The organism is Acinetobacter sp. ANC 4169, from assembly GCF_002135355.1.
GTDB lineage: Bacteria > Pseudomonadota > Gammaproteobacteria > Pseudomonadales > Moraxellaceae > Acinetobacter.
In genome coordinates this window covers 95252-117829 of sequence record NZ_NEGE01000014.1, presented here as the reverse complement: position 1 = coordinate 117829, position 22578 = coordinate 95252, and the positions used below count along the sequence as shown (strand labels likewise).

Annotated in this window: 14 protein-coding genes; 1 reads left to right on the top strand and 13 read right to left on the bottom strand. The window is 36.8% G+C overall.

Features of this window, described 5'->3' with window-relative positions:
- Positions 1-525 precede the first annotated feature (525 nt).
- Entirely contained in the window at positions 526-1512 is a 987-nt protein-coding gene (locus B9T26_RS12055; protein WP_086199922.1) for an IS110 family transposase, read from the top strand.
- Positions 1513-1551: 39 nt separating this feature from the next.
- Here B9T26_RS12055 and B9T26_RS15915 read toward each other — a convergent pair whose 3' ends face one another.
- The 13 genes from B9T26_RS15915 to B9T26_RS11990 form a co-directional block, all read right to left on the bottom strand.
- Positions 1552-1737 carry a transposase gene (locus B9T26_RS15915; protein ID WP_264754455.1) on the bottom strand — a complete coding sequence of 62 codons (186 nt, stop codon included), beginning with the start codon at positions 1735-1737 and terminating at the stop codon, positions 1552-1554.
- A gap of 34 nt (positions 1738-1771) precedes the next feature.
- Positions 1772-2023 (bottom strand): transposase family protein, encoded by a 252-nt coding sequence (locus tag B9T26_RS15910; protein WP_171262999.1) that lies wholly within the window; start codon positions 2021-2023, stop codon positions 1772-1774.
- Positions 2024-2025: 2 nt separating this feature from the next.
- On the bottom strand, positions 2026-2220 hold the full coding sequence (locus B9T26_RS15730) for a helix-turn-helix domain-containing protein (RefSeq protein WP_205666421.1): 195 nt from the start codon (positions 2218-2220) through the stop codon (positions 2026-2028).
- A gap of 395 nt (positions 2221-2615) precedes the next feature.
- Positions 2616-5819: a DEAD/DEAH box helicase gene (locus tag B9T26_RS12040; protein ID WP_086199920.1), complete on the bottom strand. Its 3204-nt coding sequence runs from the start codon at positions 5817-5819 to the stop codon at positions 2616-2618.
- Positions 5820-5827: 8 nt separating this feature from the next.
- Positions 5828-7216: an EH signature domain-containing protein gene (locus B9T26_RS12035; protein WP_319823190.1), complete on the bottom strand. Its 1389-nt coding sequence runs from the start codon at positions 7214-7216 to the stop codon at positions 5828-5830.
- Positions 7217-7236: 20 nt separating this feature from the next.
- The gene (gene zorB1, locus B9T26_RS12030; RefSeq protein WP_086199918.1) at positions 7237-7968 is read right to left on the bottom strand and encodes a type I Zorya anti-phage system protein ZorB1; all 732 of its coding nucleotides are present in this window, start codon (positions 7966-7968) and stop codon (positions 7237-7239) included.
- A gap of 18 nt (positions 7969-7986) precedes the next feature.
- On the bottom strand, positions 7987-9996 hold the full coding sequence (gene zorA, locus B9T26_RS12025; protein ID WP_086199928.1) for an anti-phage ZorAB system protein ZorA: 2010 nt from the start codon (positions 9994-9996) through the stop codon (positions 7987-7989).
- Positions 9997-10323: 327 nt separating this feature from the next.
- On the bottom strand, positions 10324-11619 hold the full coding sequence (locus B9T26_RS12020; RefSeq protein ID WP_086199917.1) for an McrC family protein: 1296 nt from the start codon (positions 11617-11619) through the stop codon (positions 10324-10326).
- The gene (locus B9T26_RS12015; protein ID WP_086199916.1) at positions 11616-14288 is read right to left on the bottom strand and encodes an AAA family ATPase; all 2673 of its coding nucleotides are present in this window, start codon (positions 14286-14288) and stop codon (positions 11616-11618) included. Before B9T26_RS12015 ends, B9T26_RS12020 begins: the two co-directional genes overlap by 4 nt.
- Positions 14289-14335: 47 nt before the next feature.
- Positions 14336-17596 carry a type I restriction endonuclease subunit R gene (locus B9T26_RS12010; protein WP_086199915.1) on the bottom strand — a complete coding sequence of 1087 codons (3261 nt, stop codon included), beginning with the start codon at positions 17594-17596 and terminating at the stop codon, positions 14336-14338.
- A gap of 34 nt (positions 17597-17630) precedes the next feature.
- Positions 17631-18548, bottom strand: coding sequence for an Abi family protein (locus tag B9T26_RS12005; RefSeq protein ID WP_086199914.1), 918 nt, complete (start codon positions 18546-18548; stop codon positions 17631-17633).
- 187 nt (positions 18549-18735) lie between these two features.
- Positions 18736-20142, bottom strand: a complete 1407-nt coding sequence (locus B9T26_RS11995) for a restriction endonuclease subunit S (RefSeq protein ID WP_086199912.1) — start codon at positions 20140-20142, stop codon at positions 18736-18738.
- Complete coding sequence (locus tag B9T26_RS11990; protein WP_086199911.1) at positions 20142-22469, bottom strand: type I restriction-modification system subunit M; 2328 nt, start codon at positions 22467-22469, stop codon at positions 20142-20144. Before B9T26_RS11990 ends, B9T26_RS11995 begins: the two co-directional genes overlap by 1 nt.
- Positions 22470-22578: the final 109 nt, after the last annotated feature.

Sequence of the window (22578 nt, the reverse complement as noted above, 5' to 3'; positions counted from 1 at the left end):
AGTAGAGGAAGTAGCAGCCATGTTGTTATAACTCTGGCTATCTTTAAGAAGATTAGGGTTGTGAACACATTCATCCATGAGCATGAATTTAATTCCTTTTAGTTTGCTTTTCACTCCCCCTATAGTGGAAAAATTTCATCCTCAAGCGCGCTCCATCTAGTACCCCTTTTATCCCCAAAGTGCATAAATCAATTTAATTTAGATGCTGTTGTATGAAAAATAGCTCAAGCTATTACTACTTTTTATATTCAGGAGGTGAAGGAAATGGCTTGGCTTACCTTGAAAGGTCTTAAACTTATTAGACCTTGTATCTTACCCCTCATAGTGATTAGCTATCACTATATTGCAAATTACAGAGTTTCGTGTACTAGCAAAACATAAAGTTTGGGTTTGAGATAAAACCTGTAATTTGCCCTAACCACTTACACAACTCTGGACGGTAACTAAGCACTCTGATGCTGTATTCACAAGAAAAGACAGTGGTTATGCTAAAACAATAATTGGGTAAATCAGGCAGGTAAGATTATGTTTTATCTTGGTATTGATGTTGCTAAAGCTAAAATTGATTGCTGTTTAATTTTAGACAATTCTACAAGTAAGAAGAAGACAAAAACCTTTTCGAATACACAAAACGGTTTTGAGCAACTTCAAATTTGGCTAAATCACCATGCTGCTACTTCTATGCAGACCATTACATTAATGGAAGCCACTTCTATTTATCATGAATTCTTAGCTCAATATTTATTTAAAGCAGGTTATCAGGTCTGTGTAACCAATCCTGCCAGAGCTCGATATTTTGCTCAGAGTATGTCCAAGCTGAATAAAACAGACAAGGTAGATAGCGAAGTTTTAGCCAGATTTGCAATGACAGCAGATCTACATTTTTGGCAACCTCTGCCTGAACATATTCAATTGCTTAATGCATTGCTAGAGAGAAGAGCTGTCCTTTACGACGATTTACAACGTGAAAAGAATCGTTTGGAAAAAGCAAATTCTACTTTTACTATGGAGCCTGTACTGGAATCTATTCATAATAGTATTACGCAATTAAACAAACACATACAAAATATTGATCAGCAAATTGATAATCATATTGACCAAAATCCAGATTTAAAAAATGACAAAGATCTGCTCAGTAGTATTCCTGCCATTGCAGACCGAACCAGCTTATTAATGCTTAGTTTCTTGCGCAGCCACACTTTTGAAAAAGCTAGCCAAGCAGCAGCCTTTATCGGCTTGGTTCCAATTCAAAAACAATCGGGTAGCTCCATTCGTGGTAGAAGCCGCTTATCTAAAGCAGGCTCTTCCAAAATACGTGCTGGTTTATATATGGCAGCCGTTGTAGCAACTCGACATAACCCTCATATCAAAGAAATGAATGAGCGCTTATTAGCGAATGGTAAAACTAAGATGATGGCGATTGGAGCTGCGATGAGGAAGTTAGTCCATCTTTGTTATGGTGTACTCAAACACCAACAACCTTATCAAGCAAATTATTGCATCAATTCTTAATAATTTGCTTGACGGTGGAGACGGTATCTCTTTCATAAATCATTTTTTACTCAGCTCCAAGTTATAAATTCCAGCAATTAAATTGAATCTCAAACCGAGTCTTTTGCCTCTATTTCGATAACGCTCAGCAAGGATCTTGAAGGTTTTCAGGCTGCCAAATACATGCTCAATTCCTATTCTTCTTTTATTGATTTTCTGATTATAGATTTTTAGTTCAGGATCCAATTTACAACGTCTTTTGGCTTTTAAAGGTAACAGACTATTCGGATGCAGAGCATAAAATACCCTGATAGCCTTTATCTGCAAGAACAAAGGCTTCTGAAGGAATCAGCTTTATGTTTCTTTTAAATAGCTCGAAATCATGTACAGCACCGCGACTGCTACATAAACTCAGTATTTGCTGAGTCTTGTAGTGAATCATGGCCTGTACTTTGAAGGTATGGGTCTTTTTCTTGCCACTATAGCTTTTCTTTTTTTTAGGCCTTTGGATTGGAATTTCCGTAGCCTCCACGATCACAACATTCCAGTCGATGCCTTCACACCCTCGGGTAAATCTTTGGGTAAATTAAACAGATTGGACCGAATCAGGCAGTCTTCAACATGACGTACAACTCTTGAAGCTGTCGGCTCTGAAATACCGTAACTCGTCGCAACGTGAAATAATGTTCGGTATTCCCGCCAGCGGTCTGCCAGAGGTGGGACATGCATTTTCAATTGCTCAACCATTAAATAGAAGGTTGACCATGAGATGCCCGTGTATCGCTTGAACTGAGGATCAGAAAGCTTGTTTGAGTCGATGTATTTCATCCGCAGATTATGCACGAATGCTAAGAAATCCAGGGTACAAATATTAACCAAAAAGAAGATCACTTTTTGATTTATGAAAGATATCTATTGAGCTTTTATTTTTTATTTACTAATTCGCAATAGATGTAGTTTTTATTTTTTCATCCCATGAACTAAAGATTACTACTGTAATCTTTAGTTAGTTGAATAATATGAAATAATTCTAAAATTGTATTTCGCATAATACGTATAAAAACCATGAGAATCCATATCTTTACTCTAGACAAATTTATTTAGGATTAACTTTTGATTAACCTTTAAATTAATTTGATTAATTCACGACCTAAATCCATATTTGGTTTTAACATATCATCAGCTAATTCTCTTTTACTTGATAAAAGTCGATCCAACTTTACTTCGAAAGTCTTGAATTCGTCTGTTACAACTGTTGGATAGTAAACAAAAACTTCTTTATCTTGCCCAATACGATATGCACGGTCAGTCGCTTGATCTTCCTTAGCTGGATTCCAACTACGTGTATAATGAATGACATGATTAGCACGTTGAATGTTAACACCAAACCCTACTGCTGTAGTGGACAAGATAATGATATTAAATCCTAATTTTTCTTGAAATTTATCAATCAAGTTTTGCCGTGTTAAGCCTTTTTTACTGCTCGTATTTGAATCACCATTGACCGTTGTAACGTTTAAGCCGAATCTTTCGAGAAGAATTCGTTTAAGAAACACTTGAATGTCTCTAAATTCAGTAAAAATAATGACTTTTTCATTTTTTTGCTTGATAGATTCTAAAGTTTTGATTAACCAACTTACTTTTGGAGAATCATTTAAAGTAGCACTTGGCTGAAACTGTAATGGATGAGCACAGATCATTCTCATACTATGCAGAGAAGTTAACATCGCTCCCTGATTACCTTCTGCGGACAATTTTTTAAAGCGGTTAACCACATCAATATATAATTGTCTTTGCAATAATGAAATTTCAATATTTTTACAGTGATCTACCTCAGTTTTAGCGGGTAAATCTGCGACATCATGTTTCATTCTTCGTAAGACTTGAGGGGCTATCAACTCACGAAGCTTTAATAGTGCTGCTTCATCATTATTTTCAGCATTTTCTATAGGTTTTCGATAACTTTTACCAAACTCATTTAAAGGACCTAATAAGTTTTCTTGAATGAAATCGAATAAGCACCAAAGATCGGTTAAAGAGTTTTCTACTGGAGTACCTGTACATGCAATTTTAAAATCTGCTTTTTGAGCTTTTGCAGCCTTTGTCACCATTGCTGTAGGAACTTTAATTTTTTGTGCTTCATCACAAATCATTATACTCCAGTCTTCTCTAGCTAAAGAAAATTCAAGATCACGCATCGTCTCGTAGGTTGTTAAAACAATATCAGCATCACCACGCCAATCGTCCTGTAAAAGGTGTGTAATACCATGATTTTCTCTTAACTGTGCTGAAATCAAATGCTTGGGAATTTTTCTATCTTTTAAGTTATCACCATATAAACTTAATATTTTGGCAAATTTACCACTAAAGAATCGATTTGCTTCGGCTTCCCAATTCTCTAACAGTGAAACTGGAGCCACAATTAACACTGGTTTCTTATCTTCAGCATTTTCAAGATACTCACCAATAAAACATAAGAGCTGGAGTGTTTTACCTAAGCCCATATCGTCAGCTAAAAGACATCCACTGACTTGTTCTGGCGCATACTGGTGCAGATTCTGCAACCATGCAATTCCATATTTTTGATGCGGCTTTAAACTAAATTCTTGGTTTCTAAAACTAGCGGGTAATTTAGCTGATGGAGGATTATTCTCATCAAAAAGTAAGCGATTTACTCGCTGTTTTGTAAATTCAGCTTCATCAATATTATTCGCAATTAATAATGTATCTTTTTTCTTTTTCTGTGAATTAGCGTTAGATTCTTCTAATATCTCTTTGGGCTCTTCTTTCTTGGAAGCATATAAACGGTCTAGTAAATTTTTGGCATCATCTAATGACACTTCTTTATCTGTATATGGAATTTCAACTTCATCTTGACTGTTTTGCTCTGCCTGCTTAATCCGCTGCTCAAGTAATTCAATGGTTTCATCAAAATTTTCATCTTGCAGTTGCTGCTCTAAGTCCATTAAATGCTGTGGCAACCATTCAGATTCACCGCTATCTCTTTTAATAAATTCAGAGTTCAGCTTTTCTGCTTCACCAATACCAATAACACGACCGCTATAATTCGATAAATCCAATACTTTTTGAGCTTGTAGTTCATCTTGATATTTTTGAATTTGATTTAGGTCATTTTTTAATTCTTCAATTTGATCATCTAAATAGCTACTTCGGTCAATTTCATATCCTGCCCATATAAAAATAGGGGATTTTTTCTCATATGCTTGAATAAAATAAGAAGTCTGATCCACATTATATAGTTCTAGGAAAATTGGATTTTGTTCTCTTTCAGAATTCTCTTGTAGCTCTAATTTCGCAGAAACATAATGATTTAACTCATCATAATTTTTTTCTATTTGTAAAGTATAAGTATAAATTTCTGCTTGCTGCTTGGACTCCTCAAAACTCTCAGGTGAAATAACTTCAATTGCATCATCACCTAGTTGAGCAAATGGATTGTGTAAAAATGCGTGCGCGCGCTCACCAGAAATACGTCTGTTCGGCATTTTTTTAATTTCATTCAGAACTTGCTTCACTTGAGGTTCAATCACTACATGTGCAATTCCACCATCAGCTAAGCTAATACTGTACTGATCTTGAACATTATTATATTGATCAAACGTCTTCAGCCAATTTGATGGAGCTTCATCAAATTCAGGCTGAATCTCTACAACAGATTCCTGACTAATCAAATTTTTTCGAATATTTAACTGTAGTTTCTCAGGTGCTAAAACTACTGTCTTTCGTAAAAAATCATCTAAATTTGCATTAGACTTATTGGCCAATTTTCTGATATTCGCCCAATATTTCTGGTTCTGTTTCGTATCTTTATTCTCTATACGTGAAAACTCTTTTAATTTTTCGACAAGTTGAAAACTTGATTCACTCAATAAATGTTCTGTACCATCAATAGTTAAAATAGCTCCAACTCGCTGAATAGAACTTTTAACCTTAATATTATTTTCGTTCAACCAACCATCTAAAATTATTTTGAAATCTGGGTCACTTAACCCTCCTTCACTTCTAATTATTGGACGAAAAGAAGTTTGTGCCGGTAGGTTTAGCAAGTGAATCACATTACTATGTTCTAAGTCTTGCTGAATTTGAAAAAGCTCTTCCCAAGGCAACACAAAGTGGTTATCTATAAGGTATGCAAGCTCTTCCTCTTCTAAGCTTTCCCAATAGAAATCAGCATCTGTTTTAGCATTTTGTGTATGTGAGTAAACTACACCTACTTCATCATACGTAAAAGATTTGGAATTCAATTGAATAGATTCTTCTCGTACAGATTCAGTACTTTTCTTTCTTTTCCAAAATGCTAGTTTCATCATTTTTCCTAATATTTTCTATAGCCTGAATTGTAGTTATTCACTTCGGTTTGATTAGAAAACACACCTAATTCTGCCATTTTAGAATCAAAACGTGATTGCCAGCCAGGTGTATGGCTTAGCTTAAGTAAATTATTCCATGGTTTTAAAGTATCTCGATGTACTTCAAACTTATTTTCATTGTATGGAATTTTATTAACAATGAAGCATGCATTACCGGTATCTGAAAAATCAATGACATACAAATTTTCAATTTTTAACATGAAAGCATTATTAGTGGGGGTAGATCCAACTAGTTTTTTCAAACGTCCACGATTCAAATCTCGAAATTTTTTATGTTGAAATTGTTGAGATTGGAATGCTGCAGGCCCAAGAAAAATTTGTGAGAAAGAAATTTTATCGATAAATTTAATCCAATAATTAAAACGATTTACATCTGCAGATGCACTAAACAACTTAAAGAAAGCTTCTAAATCAGCTCTTACAAACCATTGAATGACCATTTTCTTTGTATCAGCATTTACATTATTCCAACCAGCAGAAGAATCATACTGTGGATTATCCCACTGATTTAAAGCAATATATTTTAATTCCTCATGCACCTTTTGCCGCTCTGAGGTTTTTGCATAACGTTCTAGAAGTGCTATTAAGATATCTGTGGTAAACAATAAATTTTGTTCAGCCAAATGCAAAAAACGAGGGATAATTTTCAAATAATCCTGCTCATTCATACCGTTAATAGATTGAATGGAAGATTTAATTAAATCATCCCAAAACCAACTATTAGGTGCCATCTTTAAGCTTTCTAATTCATTTGCAACACTACTTGCGTCTTTACCTTCTAAAAATCTTTTAACAAATGATTTTGTTGGTGAATTAGATAAAATTTCTGAATAATCAACAAGGGTATTCATCCATTTTTTAGGACGTTTTAAGTCTCTATAAACACCTGACCTATTTGTATTTAATACATCCCTTAATTGAAGCCAAATTGCTGGCTTGTTTTTTACATCTTCATTTTCTAAAGCAAAATAGCTATACAACAATGGAAAATAAACGAGTCCAATAAGGTCCATCTCTGATTGTTGAAAGTGCTGAATAATCCTTTTACCAATATCACTAAAGATAAGTTTTTCTTGTGCACCTGGCAGTATTTTGCTTAATGCCCAAGCCAAATTTTTCCAATCTCTTCGTGTGAGGTGCCCAAAACCAGAGCTTTCTAATTTAGAAATTGTCCTAAAAATTTTTTCATCTAGAGGAAGGCTATTTTCTAAATCATCAAACTTCTGATCAAGCACAGAAAGTGTTTTGAGCAGTCGTTGAGGCTTTACAAATTTCGCATTTGTAACATCTACAACTGAATGACCACTTAATTTTTCCTCCAAACGACGTTTCAAGTTCGCTATGCTCATAGATATCACCGCGTCAATTGGCATGTTTCAATCGGCGCTGAAACAAAATGAGGTTGAGGCTCTGCACTTTCTTTTTCTTTTAAGCCATAAAACTGCATTCTCAATTCAACACGGCGAGATGCTTCCTTACTATCTTTAGCCGAGTTAAAAGACACCCCCCCCGCCAAGAATAATTGCTTAACCTGGTTTTTTTGCTGTTCAGTTAAAGTTAGGCCTGAACTAAATTTAGGATCAAGTAAACTACACATCACCCATTCTGAACGACGCAAACTCAAGTTTAAATTATATAGATATGAACCATCTGTATCTGTAAAGCCTTCAATCACTATTTGCTTAAACCATTTTTCACCTTGTGGGTTATTTGCTTCTTCAAGAATAATTGGCACAATAGTATTTAGACGATTACGACCCACCTCATTTAAACGATAATCATTATGTGAAAAACGACCAGCTTCACCAAAATTAATGCGGTTATTTTTACAATCAACTTCAATGCCTGCATCTTTCAATTTGACACTGTGCTTGATACTCTGACAAATATTTAAAATTTCTGCACTTCTTTGATCTTCAGCTTGAGTAGCCTCATTAATCTTTTTAGTGACGATCATGAGTGATACAGCCATAACAACGAGAAATAAAGTCATTAATGCTGTCATTAAGTCCGCAAAAGAAATCCAAAAAGGTTTTTCACCTTCATCTTTAGGACGTGCCTTTTTAGAGTACCGATTACCTAGCATTGCTCATGTACTCCAGACTTAGTTTTTCTTTTGTCTAACGATATCTTCAAGATCTTCAACAAAGCTACCTAAGCCTTCTACACCACTTGAAAGACGCTTAACTGCTTGGTCAAGCGTATTATCATATATACCTAAAGAATGGTTCAGACTCGTCTCAACCGATGCCCCGAAGCTATCAAAACTCTTCACCAACACATCACTGACTTGTTCAAGATAGTCTTGCATCTCTTTTTTTACTTGATTCAATGCTGTTGTCATTTGATTCATATCCTCAAGCATTTTAGTATTCATACCGGCTTCAGATTGCGCTTGTTTAATCAGCCCCTCAAGCGTACTGATCGCCTTATTAACGCTATCCTGAGAATTTTTATAATCACTCAATAACGAAATAAGATTATTGCTTGCACTAGTCAGATGAGTAGATGTAGTGGTTACTTCTGAGATCAATTGTGATGTTTTATCTGTGACACTAATAAGTGAAGTACCAGCTATATTAAATTGTTCCGAAGCTATACGCATTTTTTCTGCGCCGTTGTTCATTCCTGTAATACTATCAGTCGTCACCTGAGTGAGCTTTTGAATATTGTTTTTATAAGATTCAACTGCATTTTGACTATGCACGATTAATTCTTTGATCTCTACCCCAAGACTATCAATTAGGATTGAAGATTGTTCATGTAACTTATGCTGATTATCCGCAATTGTACGATCTTGCTCTATACGCTGTTTAGCAATATCCGCCATCACACCCGACATAGTTCCGCCCATATGTCCAATCAGCTCAGAAACTTTCCCATTTAATTGTTCAATCGCATATTGTCCCTGTTCTCCAATTTTTTCTGCACCCTTAGACAAGTGTTCGACCATTGAATTCATTTGATCGGACATCGCATTTTGCTTTTGCTGAATATCCTCAATCATTTTAGACATTTGGTTTTCTAAGCTTTTTGTCGAATTTTCACTATTCACTTTCATATCAGTAATTAATTGAGTGAATCCTAATTGCATCTCTCTCATTGCAGATACTGATTGAGTCATCATCTCACTCATACCATTCATTTGAGTACCAAATGTTGATTCTAGTTTGGTCATAAATGCAGTGAGTACATCTGTCATTAACTCTTGGACAGCAGAACTTTGATCACCACTGACCTGCTGTACACTTGACGCAATTTTCTCTAATGGTGCTTGTAAATTATCGGAAATAGACTGACCTATTTGATCAGCCATATCTTTGCTTGTTTTGGCATAGCTATCAGTTAATTGTGATGTAAAAGCCATTTGATTCTTTTTATTTTCATCAACCAAGTTAGTCATCATTACTTTTAGTTCATTGACTAAACTATCTTTCAACTGACGTGCATTCGTTTCATTTGCTTGCGATGATTTCAGTAATTTCGCTAAATATTCCTCACCGGTATCATCAGATTCAAAGAAATCATCTATCTCTGTTGTTAACATTTCCAACTGAGCATAACACTGTCTTAACCACGATTTCTCACGCCATGTAATTAACATTGCTGTAGCAATAGCCAATGCAGATGCCATAAAGGCTTCACTCACACCACCTAAGAGTAATCCAAGACTATCTTGCACTTTTTCAGGATTACCTGCTGGATCAAAAGCTAATAATCCGCACAGTAAGCCTGCAAATGTAGCAATAATGCCGACACCCGTGATAATCCCGGGAAGATGTTTATAAAATTCAACTCTTAGTGGAGTATCAACAATAACCGATTGCGAGAAAAAAATATCACTCGATATAGTCGCACGAGATGCTTTTAAAACATCTGCGCCATCGACAACTTCATAGCTATCATGGAAAGAATGTTTGTAATTTAACCATGCATGTTTTAATGGAATACTATTTTCAAAAACATGATCTAAAGCATGAGTATTAACATTAGGTTGCTGTTCAACTTTCTTTAAAGCTTTTATGGCATCGCCTAATTGAGTATCAAGCTGTTTTGCTGGTTTAATATATTTTATGTAGAACCTATAGCTAATTACAGCGACAAATATTCCCATAAGACCTGGGATAATAAAATAACTTTGCAAAAATGCTGCAATAGCTAAAAAATTCACAACCGTTCCCCTTCAACTATTATAAAGTTGATTTTTATTAAATAATTATGTGCAATATATCACAAAAAAAATTAATACTAAGGTTCGAATTTAAGCTAACATGTCCCTAAATCACTTTAGCTCGTAGCCTAGCCAAGAGCTAAAATAATAGGCCTATCAAATACCTAACTAGAATATGATCTTAATTTTTTAAAAATATTCACCTTTGCCTTATCTAATAATTCTGGATTTGTTTTCTGCTTTAAAACACTCTTAATTCGAATTCTCTTATTAGATTATCTGTTCAATTAAATTTTCATGTACTAACTTTTCCTTCAATAAATCACAAGGAATCACATACAAAGAAAGTTGATCTGAAAAATGAAATATTGGTAAAGGTACAGTGAAATTGGAATGCATCGGATATATGAGAACAATCTTTCCTGAAGCATTTAAATATTTATGTCCATAAGCAAACATTTGATAAAGATCAGCTTGGCTAATACCGTACTTCTCTTGGGATGTTTTCTTATTTTGATTAATTAATTTCCATTTAGTATCAACAATAACTTTGAAATCTATTCCTTCTCTAATAGCCATATCTGGCTCTAATTTAAACCAATGCTGTCTTTTAGCTTCTTTCGGTTCATGCTCAATCAATGTTCTTTGACTAGGTTGTAGATACAATTTATTTGCAGGTCTTATTTCTATTAATTTAGCTACATACTTTTCAAAGAGATGAGGCATTGAAAATAATAAAGAAATCCCTCTATGTAGCCCGTGCTGAAATGATGGACTAATATGAGTCAAAATGATTTCACACCATGGTTTAATTCCCATATAGTGACTTAAAAGCCTATCTTCTCTCCATTTATTTATATAATCGTTCGGATTCAATAATTCAGGAATACTTTCAAGCAGCACAGAAAAATCATATGCCATGAGTAGCGATTGCTCACTTCTCGTAAGTTCTAACACATAATTCAATGCTGTTTTTATTAAGCGATTTTCTACACCATTAAATAAAAAATCATCATATTCAAGATCAAAGATTGCTTCTTGGCCAGGACCTCTGCGCATTTGCTTATCAACTAACAATCGTCCTTTAACAAAAGATTGCTCATCCTGGATCAGCTCATAATCCCGCTTAAAGCCTATATGAAGAAGTTGTTCTAATTCTCCTAAAAATTTAGTAATAATCCACTCATGAAGAGGCAATTCTTGATGATCTAAATCAGCTTCTGATAACTCTTTAGCATTTAGATCATATACTGCTTCAAGCATTTTTTTGAGTATCGCTTTAGACTCAGCTATCGAACCGTTACCAATTTCAATTTTGGGATAAATCTGAATTTGTTCGCCGTTAAACGGACTCTGAATATAGCCAACATAAGCCCCTAACTTAAAACTATTCTTTTTAAAGTCTGTTAAAACAGGTTCAGCATCGGTTTCGTCAGGTTTCCAATCTTGATAATTATCAATAAGCCAATCAAGCGTTTCTTGGCTGACATATGCTTTCTTCGTATTAGAAATTGCAGCCTTATTATAAGACTGCAGTTCTGCATACTCTGTTACTGTAATCATCATTGGTAGATCTGCTGAAAACGCTTTAATGAATTAAAGCAATCCACATTTAACTTAATCATATTCATAGGATTTACTTTAAGTGTATTTTCAGCAAATGGAAACAATGATTCCTTCTGACCAATATCTTCAATAATTCTTTTTGCAACTTCATCCGCAGGATTATCGTTTAGGATCAAACCAATTTGGGCTAGATTACTAAAGAAATATTCTTGCAAAAGAGGCAGAATTTTATTTTTAAAAATACGTTGCAATGTCCCAATATATTCACTTTCATCATCGAATTGTTTACATAGAGGCATAAAGTAGCTATGCCCTATTTGAAATTCTTTTCCTTTTAAACATTGAATACGTTCATTAATTTTTGAAAGTATTTGTACAACATCAATACCATATTGATTCGCCGATTCTAATACTTTTGGATTTGGTAAAACTTCTTTAAATTCGAAACGACGGCGTAAAGCTAAATCTAATTGTGTTAAAGACTTATCTGCTGTATTCATTGTACCTATAAGATATAAATTAGATGGAACACTAAACAAATCTTTAGAATAAGGAAGCATTAACTCCCGTGCATCCTTTTTCCCACTACGCTTATCATCTTCAATTAACGTAATAAGCTCACCAAAAATTTTAGAAATATTTCCTCGATTAATTTCATCCATAATTAGGACATAATTAAGGTTCTCATTCTTTTCTAAATCTGTATTTGTAACACCATCTATCTCAATTTTCTGAAGTTTAAGCTCTTCAACAATTTTAGACCAACTCATTCTATAGAGTTCGTATACAGTTTTAAGAGTTAATTTTTTATTATGATTTAAAGTTAAAATATTAAAGTCGATATCTGTAGCAAGCCAATTTACATTTCGAACATGAGCAAAATCTTCGTCTTCCTGAGATGCTTTTTTATCAAAATAGTAATCTGAATTTATTATACCAATTGCCTGGACAGTTGATTGATCCTTTAAGCAAAGAACTACATCACCAACACTCATTCGCTCACTAAAATCAAATAAAGTTGAAAGTGCATTAGACTTCAGTTTTTCGAAATAATCTCTCTCTTGTTCACTACGCTCTTCACTTAAGTCACCAGTTGCACTCCAACCTATACGTGCTTGTTGATTCTTAAAATAGTGCTGTCTACGCTCTAAATCCCAACGTTCTCCAAGGGATATTTTCCATATTTTAGGCGCATCATTCAGACCTATATCTGTTTTTTGAACAATACCTTGTGATCTTTCCGCAGCTAATGAAATTTGCTTGAACACACCATCTTCAACTTTATAAGCGATCTTATCTTGATTATCTGGGATATATGCTTTTAAACCTTCAATAAAATCTTCATAAGCAAAGCTTTGATGGAACGTTGTAAATGCAATTTGTTTTTTTTGGATCAGCTCATCATATTTAGCCTTGATCGTTTCATGTCGATCATTTTCATTTTCTATCTCTAAATATGCATACCATTCTGGAACTGCAATTTGAACAGCGAGTTCGGTAGTAGCATAAGTTTTACCAGTGCCAGGAGGACCAGAAAGGATTTGATTTAAAGGTTCATTGATCTTTGCCATTTTTCTGCTCTCATCCATAATTTCAGTTGAATTATTACTTGGTAAAGACATTACTGTTGAACCTTCATACCAATCCAAAATAAGCAAAAAGTCATACCAGTCAAAATTTTTACTTGTTCTAATAACACATACATCTTTATTTGCTAAATTAGGAGCATGTCCTTCTAGATTAGCATTACCAACTTTTCTAAACTCGTACTTTAAATCAAAGTTATCCGGAATTTTTTCTTCAAAAATAATATTAAAATTATTAGATTTATTACTTACCTCTAAAGCGATTTGTTTTCCATCATTAGTTATAAAACCTTTAATATATTCAACACCATCTGTGATTCTATTTAATCTTATTGAAAGTAATTCCTCAGCAGTTTCCTTATCAAACAACCATTGATTAATAAACCAACATGTGTGAGATAGTCGTGGAAAATCTGTTTTGTAATTTTTTTTAAGTATATTTATTAAATTTGCGTATTCATTCCATTTTATATTCTTATAAACCAAGTCTTGGTATGCAAGCCATTCTTTCGTTTGGCCATCCACTGGAAAAAAGTCCGTTGGAAAGAATACAAATAACATCTGTGTTAATGATGCCAAAGCAGTATATTTTACTTCTAATGCAGCATTAAACTTATCTTCAATATCTTCTTTCCTATGAATAGCTTTAAATAAATTCCATAAAACTTTTATATCATTCTCATCTCTCTCATACTTAAAAGCAAAAAACCACGAGCCTTGAGGATTAGGAGTCGGTACGCCCTTAAAATCTGATGGCAAGTGTAATTCGGCTATTTCTTCCTTTAAATTAGAAAGAAGTTTAATTAAATTTTCATATTTTGAATTTTTGAGTATTAATGAAATAAAAGTAAAAGGGTCTATCTCATTCAAAGGAACTGTATTTTTTGTTATAAGTTCTTTTTTCGCCTCTTTGTCTTTTTCAGCTTTGACCTCAAGATATTTTTCCTCAAGTTCATAATCTAAAAGCCCCCCTTCAATTCCAATTTTTTTTAAAACACTTACTAAATAGCTTTGATTTTCTTCATAACTTAACAACCATTCTGAAATTTGCTCAAAAGTTTTAATCCACGTAAATTTTTCCACTATAACCCCAAATATTTAAATAAATTATCTGCTACACATCGAAATGTTTATAAATCTCGTTCTCTATTAACCAACACATCATAAATAATGTGCGCAAACTGTCGCATCTTTGCAGGATCACTCATCAGCTGTGTCATTTGCTCAGTATGAGCATCATTGCTATCCAAGACGGCGTCATCAAGCGCCGTATCAAACTCACCGAGCATCGCTTGTTCACGGGTATTGTTTTGAATCTGCTTCATCATCCGTATGTTTTCAGACATCTTATCCGCTACGGTATGAACATAATTAATCATGTCTTTATCTGTCAGCTTATCCGTGATAAAGATTTCATTCACACGGCTTAAAATCACTGACAGGAAGTCTTCTTTCTTGTCTTTCGCCTTGGCTGTACCCAAGTCATTCCCAGGTTCAAGTTTATGCTCAGTACTGTCTGCTTTAAGCTGAATATCCTGCTGACGAAGCTTAGACAAGCGGTAATGGCTCATCGCCACATTGCTCAGATCGATCTCATCTTCATCCGCAGCTTGTTCACGCAGCATTGGGCGTAAGTTACGCGCAAAAAGACTCAGCTTCTCAAGTTCTTGATCGTCATATTCCACGATCTGAGACATAAATTCATAGAACCGGGTGAAACTGCCTAAATCCTTTTTGAAGATTTCCAGCGCATCACGGGCTTTCTTCGCTTCTGCAAATTCATTTTCAGCATTGGCAATCAATACAGGCTCACCAGTTCGCTTGGTAATCTCTAAACGGTTCTTGGTGACATCATAATCATTGATGGCTTGTTTATAACGATGCTGCCAGCGTTGTAAAGCTGGCTTACAGATGTTTGCGAGGGCTGCACTGGATTTATTTTTGCTGTAGAAGGCCTCAACGAACTGTTCTACCTCAGTCCAGAGGAAAATGCCTGAGGCTTTCAGCTTTTCAAACAGATCATAAACCTGATCGGGATTGGATACATCCGCCAGTTCCGCTGTTTGATAATACGGTTGGAAAGCATCGAGAATGTCTTGTGGATCGTTAAAGAAATCCAGCACAAAGGTGCCTATTTCAGATTTCGCAGGATAGGTCCGGTTTAATCGCGATAAGGTCTGTACGCATTCCACACCACCCAATTTTTTATCCACGTACATGGCACACAGTTTCGGCTGGTCAAAACCGGTCTGAAACTTATTCGCCACAATCATCACCTGAAAGTCATCACTGTCGAATGCCTTACGCATCTCACGACCTTTCAGATTTGGATTCATATTGCTTTCAGTAAATTTCTGACCTAACAGATGGCTACTGTCTGCATCATTGGCATTAAATTCTACATCGCCTGAGAATGCCACCATCGCTTGAATGTTGGCATACTTTTGTTCAGCAATGTATTTATCAAAGGCTTGTTTATAGCGTACCGCTTCTTTACGAGAACTGGTCACCACCATGGCTTTGGCTTGTCCACCGAGTAAGCCCATAATATTCTTCTTGAAATGCTCAATGATGATATGCACTTTTTGTGAGATATTATGATCGTGTAAGCGTACCCACTGATTCAGCTTAGTCTTGGCTTTCTTGGCATCGACCTGAGTATCTTTTTCTTCGATCTTCTGCTTGAGTTTATAGATCACTTTATAGTTGGTGTAATTCTTCAGCACATCCAGAATAAAGCCTTCTTCAATCGCTTGGCGCATGGAATAGACATGGTATGCCACAGGAATATTGGTTTTAGACGGCGGCATACTTGGATCGGGCAAGCGTCCAAACAGTTGCAAGGTTTTATCCTTTGGGGTTGCGGTAAAGGCATAGAAGCTTAGGTTTGCACTGCCCTTACGTGATGCCATCACGGCATCGAGTACATCTTCAGAAGAAAGCTGTTCATCTTCTTCACGCTCTTCAATCATCAGGGTTTCTTTGAGCTGACGCGCCGTGGAACCACTTTGGGATGAATGTGCTTCATCGGCAATGACGGCGTATTTACGTTCTTTTAGGGTTGTGCTGTTTTCGATGGCACGCAGTACAAACGGGAAGGTCTGAATGGTGACGATGATAATCGGCTGTGCCATTTCCAAGGCTTTGGCCAGTTTCTCGGATTTAGAGCCATCACCTTCTTTATTGTTAATCCGACCCACGACGCCATCGGCATGTTCAAACTGGTAGATGGTATCTTGTAGCTGTGCATCCAGGATGGTTCGGTCTGTCACCACAATCACCGAATCAAACATCTTTTTATTGTTGGCATCGTAGAGACTGGATAGTTGATGCGCCGTCCATGCAATCGAGTTGGATTTCCCTGAACCGGCACTGTGCTGAATCAGGTATTTTTGCCCTGTACCTTCTGCCAATGAATCTTGAACTAAGTTATTCACCACTTTCCATTGGTGATAACGGGGGAAAATCAGGCTTTCTTTTTTATATTTGCGCCCTTCCCAGTCTTCCTTTTCTTCAATCTGTAAATGAATAAAGTTACCCAAAATATTCAGCAAGCTATCCGGGGTTAAGACTTCATTCCATAAATAGCCTGTGGCGTATTCATTGACATCTTCAGGCACATCATTACCTGCACCCTGCGCTGAAGTACCTTTGTTAAATGGCAGGAAGTAGGTGCTGTCACCATTCAAATGCGTCGCCATATAGACTTCATACTGACTGACGGCAAAGTGTACCAATGCCCCGCGTTTAAACATCAACAAGGGTTCAGGCTTATTGGTTTCAGGGTCTTTGGGCAATCGGGTTTTCCGGTACTGTGTCATGGCATTTTGCACAGCCTGTTTAAACTCGGACTTGAGTTCCAGAGTTGCCACAGGAAAACCATTGATAAACAGTACCAAGTCAATCCGCCATTTCTTGGCTTGTTTGCCAGTTGCCTCTAATTCGGCTTTGGATGTGTATGGGCTATACACCAGTTCAGGCACGACACGGCAGATATTTTGCTGATAGCGCTGATTCAGTTCAGGGTTTAAGCCATGTTCAGGTTTAAACTGACAGAATGAAAAGCGTGTACCACGGGTCTTGATGCCATGACGGAGTATGCCCAATATGCCATAACTACGGGATTCAACATCGGTGGCATTGATATCGGCTTTTTTAAGCTGAGCCACCACGGTATCTAAAAAATGGCGTTCGGTATCATTGGGGAAGATGTTTTTAAATTTCTGCCACTCGACCTGTTGGGTCTTTTGTACAAAGTCGAGTACGTCTTGCTCATACAGGGCTTTTTCACAATTGTAGCCTTGCCCAGAACCCACAATCCAACCATGCGATTGCATTTGCGCAATAATATCTTGCTGGAAAATAGTTTCTAAAGTTGCATCCGATCTCATGTTTCCCCTACCCCTAAATACTCAAATTTCTTTATTACTGTTCTATTTGCCAAACTGGATAGCTTTGCCAATCTTCAGGGAAGCCCATCGCTGTTTTTGATATGTTGTGATGTGTCAAAAGCAGATCAACCAGACGTTTACGCCATGTATGCTGCGGAGCGATTTTGTCCATGAAATAGAGTAGAAATACCAGACTGTTATAAATTTTTCGATCTGATGCGTTGGTATTTTCAAAATTGCATTGCACCCGAAGCCCCATCGGCTTACTGCGCGGCTTGGCGATGGTTTTGGTAAATTTACGGTTCCATAGTCTTGAATGATGAGCACAGGTATTTCTTAAGTAGACAAAATGCTGCAATAAGCCTTCAAACTGTTTTTCATCGCAATCAAAATGACTGGAAATGGCTTTACGTGTCTGAATCGGTGCCAAGAGCTGATACCACTTGGACAGTTGCCCAAAACTCATGACTTCGCAGGTTGCCCAAATCGGTGGTAATTCAGGATCATCATAAGTACGTTTATAGTGTTCTATAAAGACTTCATCTGCCCGGGACACTTCAGTTTTCAGTGATTCGAGTAAGCTTTGCCATCTAAAGGTGGGTTTAAAATATTGCCCTTGCAGATAGGCGTGACAACCATGCCGATGTGCCAATTCATAGGCAAAACGGGTACGAACGGCAACTTCCAGGCGTTCTATGGCATCCAGGATAAGTAACCTTAATTCACGATCAAATACATACAGCGCTAACACCTGTTCAAAACTGGTATCTGGTTTAAAGCAATGTGGTGAATGGGTGTATTCAAACGGAAGCCAGTAGGCACCTAAGCGATAATAATTGATTTGCTCTAGGTAAAATTGTGCATCTTGCTCATTGGCAAATTGCATACCACGCGCTTTTAATAACTCGATTTGTTCAGCAAAGGTTTTGGCAGGCTTGTTAAAAGATTTCATAGATGGCTTGCCCTGATTTTTATATTTTTTAGGGCTCCAGAAACAAGTAACCCGACAGTTTGAGGATGCAATTGCTTGCCTAGCCTTGTCGGGTGTTGTTGAGCATATAGTGAATCATTGCAATTATTTATGCAATGATTTTTTGTATCTGCTGGAGTACGCATTGGTTTGAGGCAGCTCAGCATACTCACGAGCTTAACCCCATTTTCGCCTCATTGGGGTGTTGCCATTTGCCTACGTTAATCTTGCCTGTGACCGCAGAGGAAATAAGGGCTGTACGGCGTTCTTGCATGAGTTGAATGGCTGATTGAGCTTTCAACATCATTTGGTCAATCGTCACTAATTGTTTATCCAAATAATTTATAATTTCTAATTGCTCTTCTAAGCTAGGCATCATAAATTTTGCACTAATGATTAATGAAGAACTAATAATTGCCTGATTTGCTAGTTTATGGCTAAAAATATCTAAATGAGTACGGTATGCAGTACTGCAAAGACTATAAAAAAGATATTTTTTTAATAAATTACAACCTTTTTCTCTAAGAATAACAATATTTTGATTTGGTACAGCACCTTCATAATCAGTGGGAATAATACCTACTTGACCAACGGCAGACTCTTTAATTGTTGGATCACTCCCAACCATACTAATCACTACATCCCCAGAAGATAAAATTACTCGCTTATATTTATTGACAACTTTTTGAGGCAAGAAAATTTCTACATTAGTGATACTTTTTTTCTTAATATTACCCGCACGGATGAATGGCACGCCTTCATCACAAAAGTCATTAGAGCTAAATCCAAAACCATTAATGGTTTCTACTTGGTACTTTAGAGGTGTAATCCTCCAATGCTCAGGCACTTGCCCTAACCATTCCACACCTGAATCTTTCATAGCGACATCAGGATTTAAACCTTTAGTCACCGCATGGCTAATCACCGCCTGACGCTTTTCTTTAAGCAGTTCAATCAGCTTTTCTTGTTTGGCAATTAAGGTGTCAATTTGTACGGTTTCATGGTCGAGGAAATTGGCGATTTTTACTTGTTCATCTGTTGATGGAAGCCAAGCATCAGCCGATCTCAACATTGCTTGTGTAATACTGAATACCTTAACGCCTTTCACTGCTAATTGAATTTGAGAGCGAAATTCCTTCGAATCAAACAAATAAGCATAAAACCTACTAGAATTTGCATTGTGGGGACGAGCAATAACCGTGTGATAGCCTGCAAATATCTGCTCATCACCTACTAAATGCGTAAAATTTCCCGAACCTTTCAAATCCTCTGAAGTATCAGCAAAAATAAAATCTCCAATATTCAAAAGCGCATTTTCTGATGTTTTTAAGTAGTTTTCACTCACATATTTTAATGGATGTTTTTTAGGATTAACTTCGAACCCATATTTAGAATGGACTTCACCATAGTTCACACATGGAATACCTTCATCTTGAAGATTCTCTTTTGTGATAGATAAGCCTTTACTAAAATCAAATAGATATCTTAATTTGCTCATTGCCCAATGATTAGGAATTTCACCTAACCATTCAATACCTGAATCTTGATACTCAGCATATTTTTGATACTTCGCCATTAAGAATGCACCTCTTGTAGAAGTGCCATAATTTCACGGCTGACCGCATCTAAATCCGCATCAATTTCCGCTAAGTCACGTGGCGGCTCATACACATAAAAATGACGGTTAAACGGAATCTCATAACCGACAATGCCAATTTCAGCATCTTGAGCATCACGCTTATCAGCATTGATCCATGCATCAGCGACGTGCGGTTGAACTTCACGCTTAAAGTAAGACTCGATTAAATCTATCGTGCTTTGGCTTGGGTCAAGCGCAATGTTCTCCGCATCACGCAAATCCCCATCCTGCACAAACTCAACCACTTTGCCTTTATAACTAAACTGACCATAAAGCGGATTTTCAGAACCTTTCACCACTTTATTGATGACAGGCTCAGCATCGGCATTCTTCCAAGTAATGGCATCAATAAATTGCTTCTTCTCTTTGGTTTCAAGCTTCACATTGGCATCTTTTAAGGCTTGCTTGAGTACATCATCAAAGGCATTAAAGTCATCACATTGCGCCGTACCAATCTTGGCTTGTAAACATTTCGCTTTGTTTAATAAGTTACGCTGTTCTAACCACAGTTTTGGCTCAAGCACAGTTTTGATATCTTTTTCTTTCAGCTCGCTAAATTCAGCTTTAATCAGCGCACGGATTTCCACGTCAAACTCATCAAGCTGACCATAGCTGTCTTCTGTCCAGTTCGTAACGTATTGCGCATAGACCTTTTGCATCACGGCATTAAATGGCTTCGGCGCAAAACGTAACGATGCGACGGCGTCATCACTCACCTGAGCCGATAAACGTAAAGGACGTTCAATAGTCACACGGCGGTAGCCAAACTCGTAACTGTTAAAGATTTTGCTAGAAAAGGTTTTAGCAGCTTCATTTTTAGGATTAGCCGATTGACGACCACGATTAGATTTAACCTCTGCGGGTTTATCCAGTTCACGCGCATCTGTCACTTCAAAGTCACCATAACTGCGGGTAATCATCGCGATATCATCTTCGCTCATTTCATTACGTTTAGAGCCAAGCGACTTACGCATTTTGCTGTACAGGTTACTACCATCAATCAGCTGTACTTTGCCCTTACGTTGAGTCTCTTTTTTATTGCTGAGTACCCAAACATAAGTCGCAATACCGGTGTTATAGAACATATCGGTGGGTAGCGCGATAATCACTTCCAACAAATCTGCTTCTAAAATATAACGGCGGATTTCACTTTCACCACTGCCCGCACTGCCTGTAAACAATGGTGAACCATTCAAGATAATACCAATACGACTGCCTTGCGCCGTGCTGTCGTCTTTATTGCGCATCTTGCTGATCAGATGCATCAGGAACAGCAAAGAACCATCCGATACACGTGGCAAGCCTGCACCAAAACGCCCTTCAAAGCCTTTTTGCTCATGCTCGTCTTTAATATCTGATTCGATCTTTTTCCAGTCCACCCCAAATGGCGGATTCGATAGCATGTAGTCAAACTTCTCATAGGCCAACTGGTCATTGGATAGCGTATTACCCAATTTGATATTACGCACGTCCTGACCTTTAATCAGCATGTCTGCTTTACAGATCGCATAAGACTCTGGGTTTAACTCCTGACCAAAAACGCGCATCACCGCATCAGGATTATGCTCATACACATATTCTGAACCTGAGGATAAAAATCCACCCGTACCCGCCGTAGGATCGTAAATGGTCCGAATAATACCGTCACCACTCAGCACATCATCATCCTTACTGAATACCAGACCTGTGGTTAAACGAACGATGTCACGTGGGGTAAAGTGTTCCCCTGCAGTTTCATTTGAACCTTCGGCAAAACGGCGGATCAGCTCTTCAAACACTAAGCCCATTTCATGGTTAGATATATTTTTTGGGCTGAGATCAATTTTAGGGTCTGAAAAATATTGAACGACTTTGTAAAGCAAGTTGGCATCATCCAGGAGACCAATAAATTCATCGAACTTGAAGTGTTCAAAGATTTCACGTGCATCTTTGGAGAAGTTTTGAATATAAGTATTGAGGTTTGAACGAATATCTTTTTGACCTAGGCTGCCTAAATCCAGCTCGGAGGTATTAAAAAATGACAGGCCATTGGTTGCCTTCAGCAGCATTTTTTCTTTGGCTTCTTCTGGCAGTGGCATGAGTTTCACTTTTTCATTGGCTGCCAATACATCTGCCTTACTGGCTTCAAGTACACACTCTAAACGGCGCAACAGCGTAAACGGTAAAATCACACGACCATATTGCGATTGTTTGAAGTCACCACGCAGGAGATCGGCAACCGACCAGATAAAAGCTGCTACTTGTGAAAAATTATTATTTGTCATTAAAAAATACCGCTAGCGCTCAGGCTATAAAAACTTGAAATTTATAGTTTCATTGTGCCTGATTTACAAAGGATTTTACTAGCATTAAAATGGGGCAAAAGATGATTAT

What these genes read in the sequence shown, in the direction of transcription:
- B9T26_RS12055 (WP_086199922.1), top strand. Translation starts at nt 526, where the DNA reads ATGTTTTATCTTGGTATTGATGTTGCTAAAGCTAAAATTGATTGCTGT.
- B9T26_RS15730 (WP_205666421.1), bottom strand. Translation starts at nt 2,220, where the DNA reads ATGCATGTCCCACCTCTGGCAGACCGCTGGCGGGAATACCGAACATTA.
- B9T26_RS12040 (WP_086199920.1), bottom strand. Translation starts at nt 5,819, where the DNA reads ATGAAACTAGCATTTTGGAAAAGAAAGAAAAGTACTGAATCTGTACGA.
- zorB1 (WP_086199918.1), bottom strand. Translation starts at nt 7,968, where the DNA reads ATGCTAGGTAATCGGTACTCTAAAAAGGCACGTCCTAAAGATGAAGGT.
- zorA (WP_086199928.1), bottom strand. Translation starts at nt 9,996, where the DNA reads ATGGGAATATTTGTCGCTGTAATTAGCTATAGGTTCTACATAAAATAT.
- B9T26_RS12020 (WP_086199917.1), bottom strand. Translation starts at nt 11,619, where the DNA reads ATGATGATTACAGTAACAGAGTATGCAGAACTGCAGTCTTATAATAAG.
- B9T26_RS12010 (WP_086199915.1), bottom strand. Translation starts at nt 17,596, where the DNA reads ATGAGATCGGATGCAACTTTAGAAACTATTTTCCAGCAAGATATTATT.
- B9T26_RS12005 (WP_086199914.1), bottom strand. Translation starts at nt 18,548, where the DNA reads ATGAAATCTTTTAACAAGCCTGCCAAAACCTTTGCTGAACAAATCGAG.
- B9T26_RS11995 (WP_086199912.1), bottom strand. Translation starts at nt 20,142, where the DNA reads ATGGCGAAGTATCAAAAATATGCTGAGTATCAAGATTCAGGTATTGAA.
- B9T26_RS11990 (WP_086199911.1), bottom strand. Translation starts at nt 22,469, where the DNA reads ATGACAAATAATAATTTTTCACAAGTAGCAGCTTTTATCTGGTCGGTT.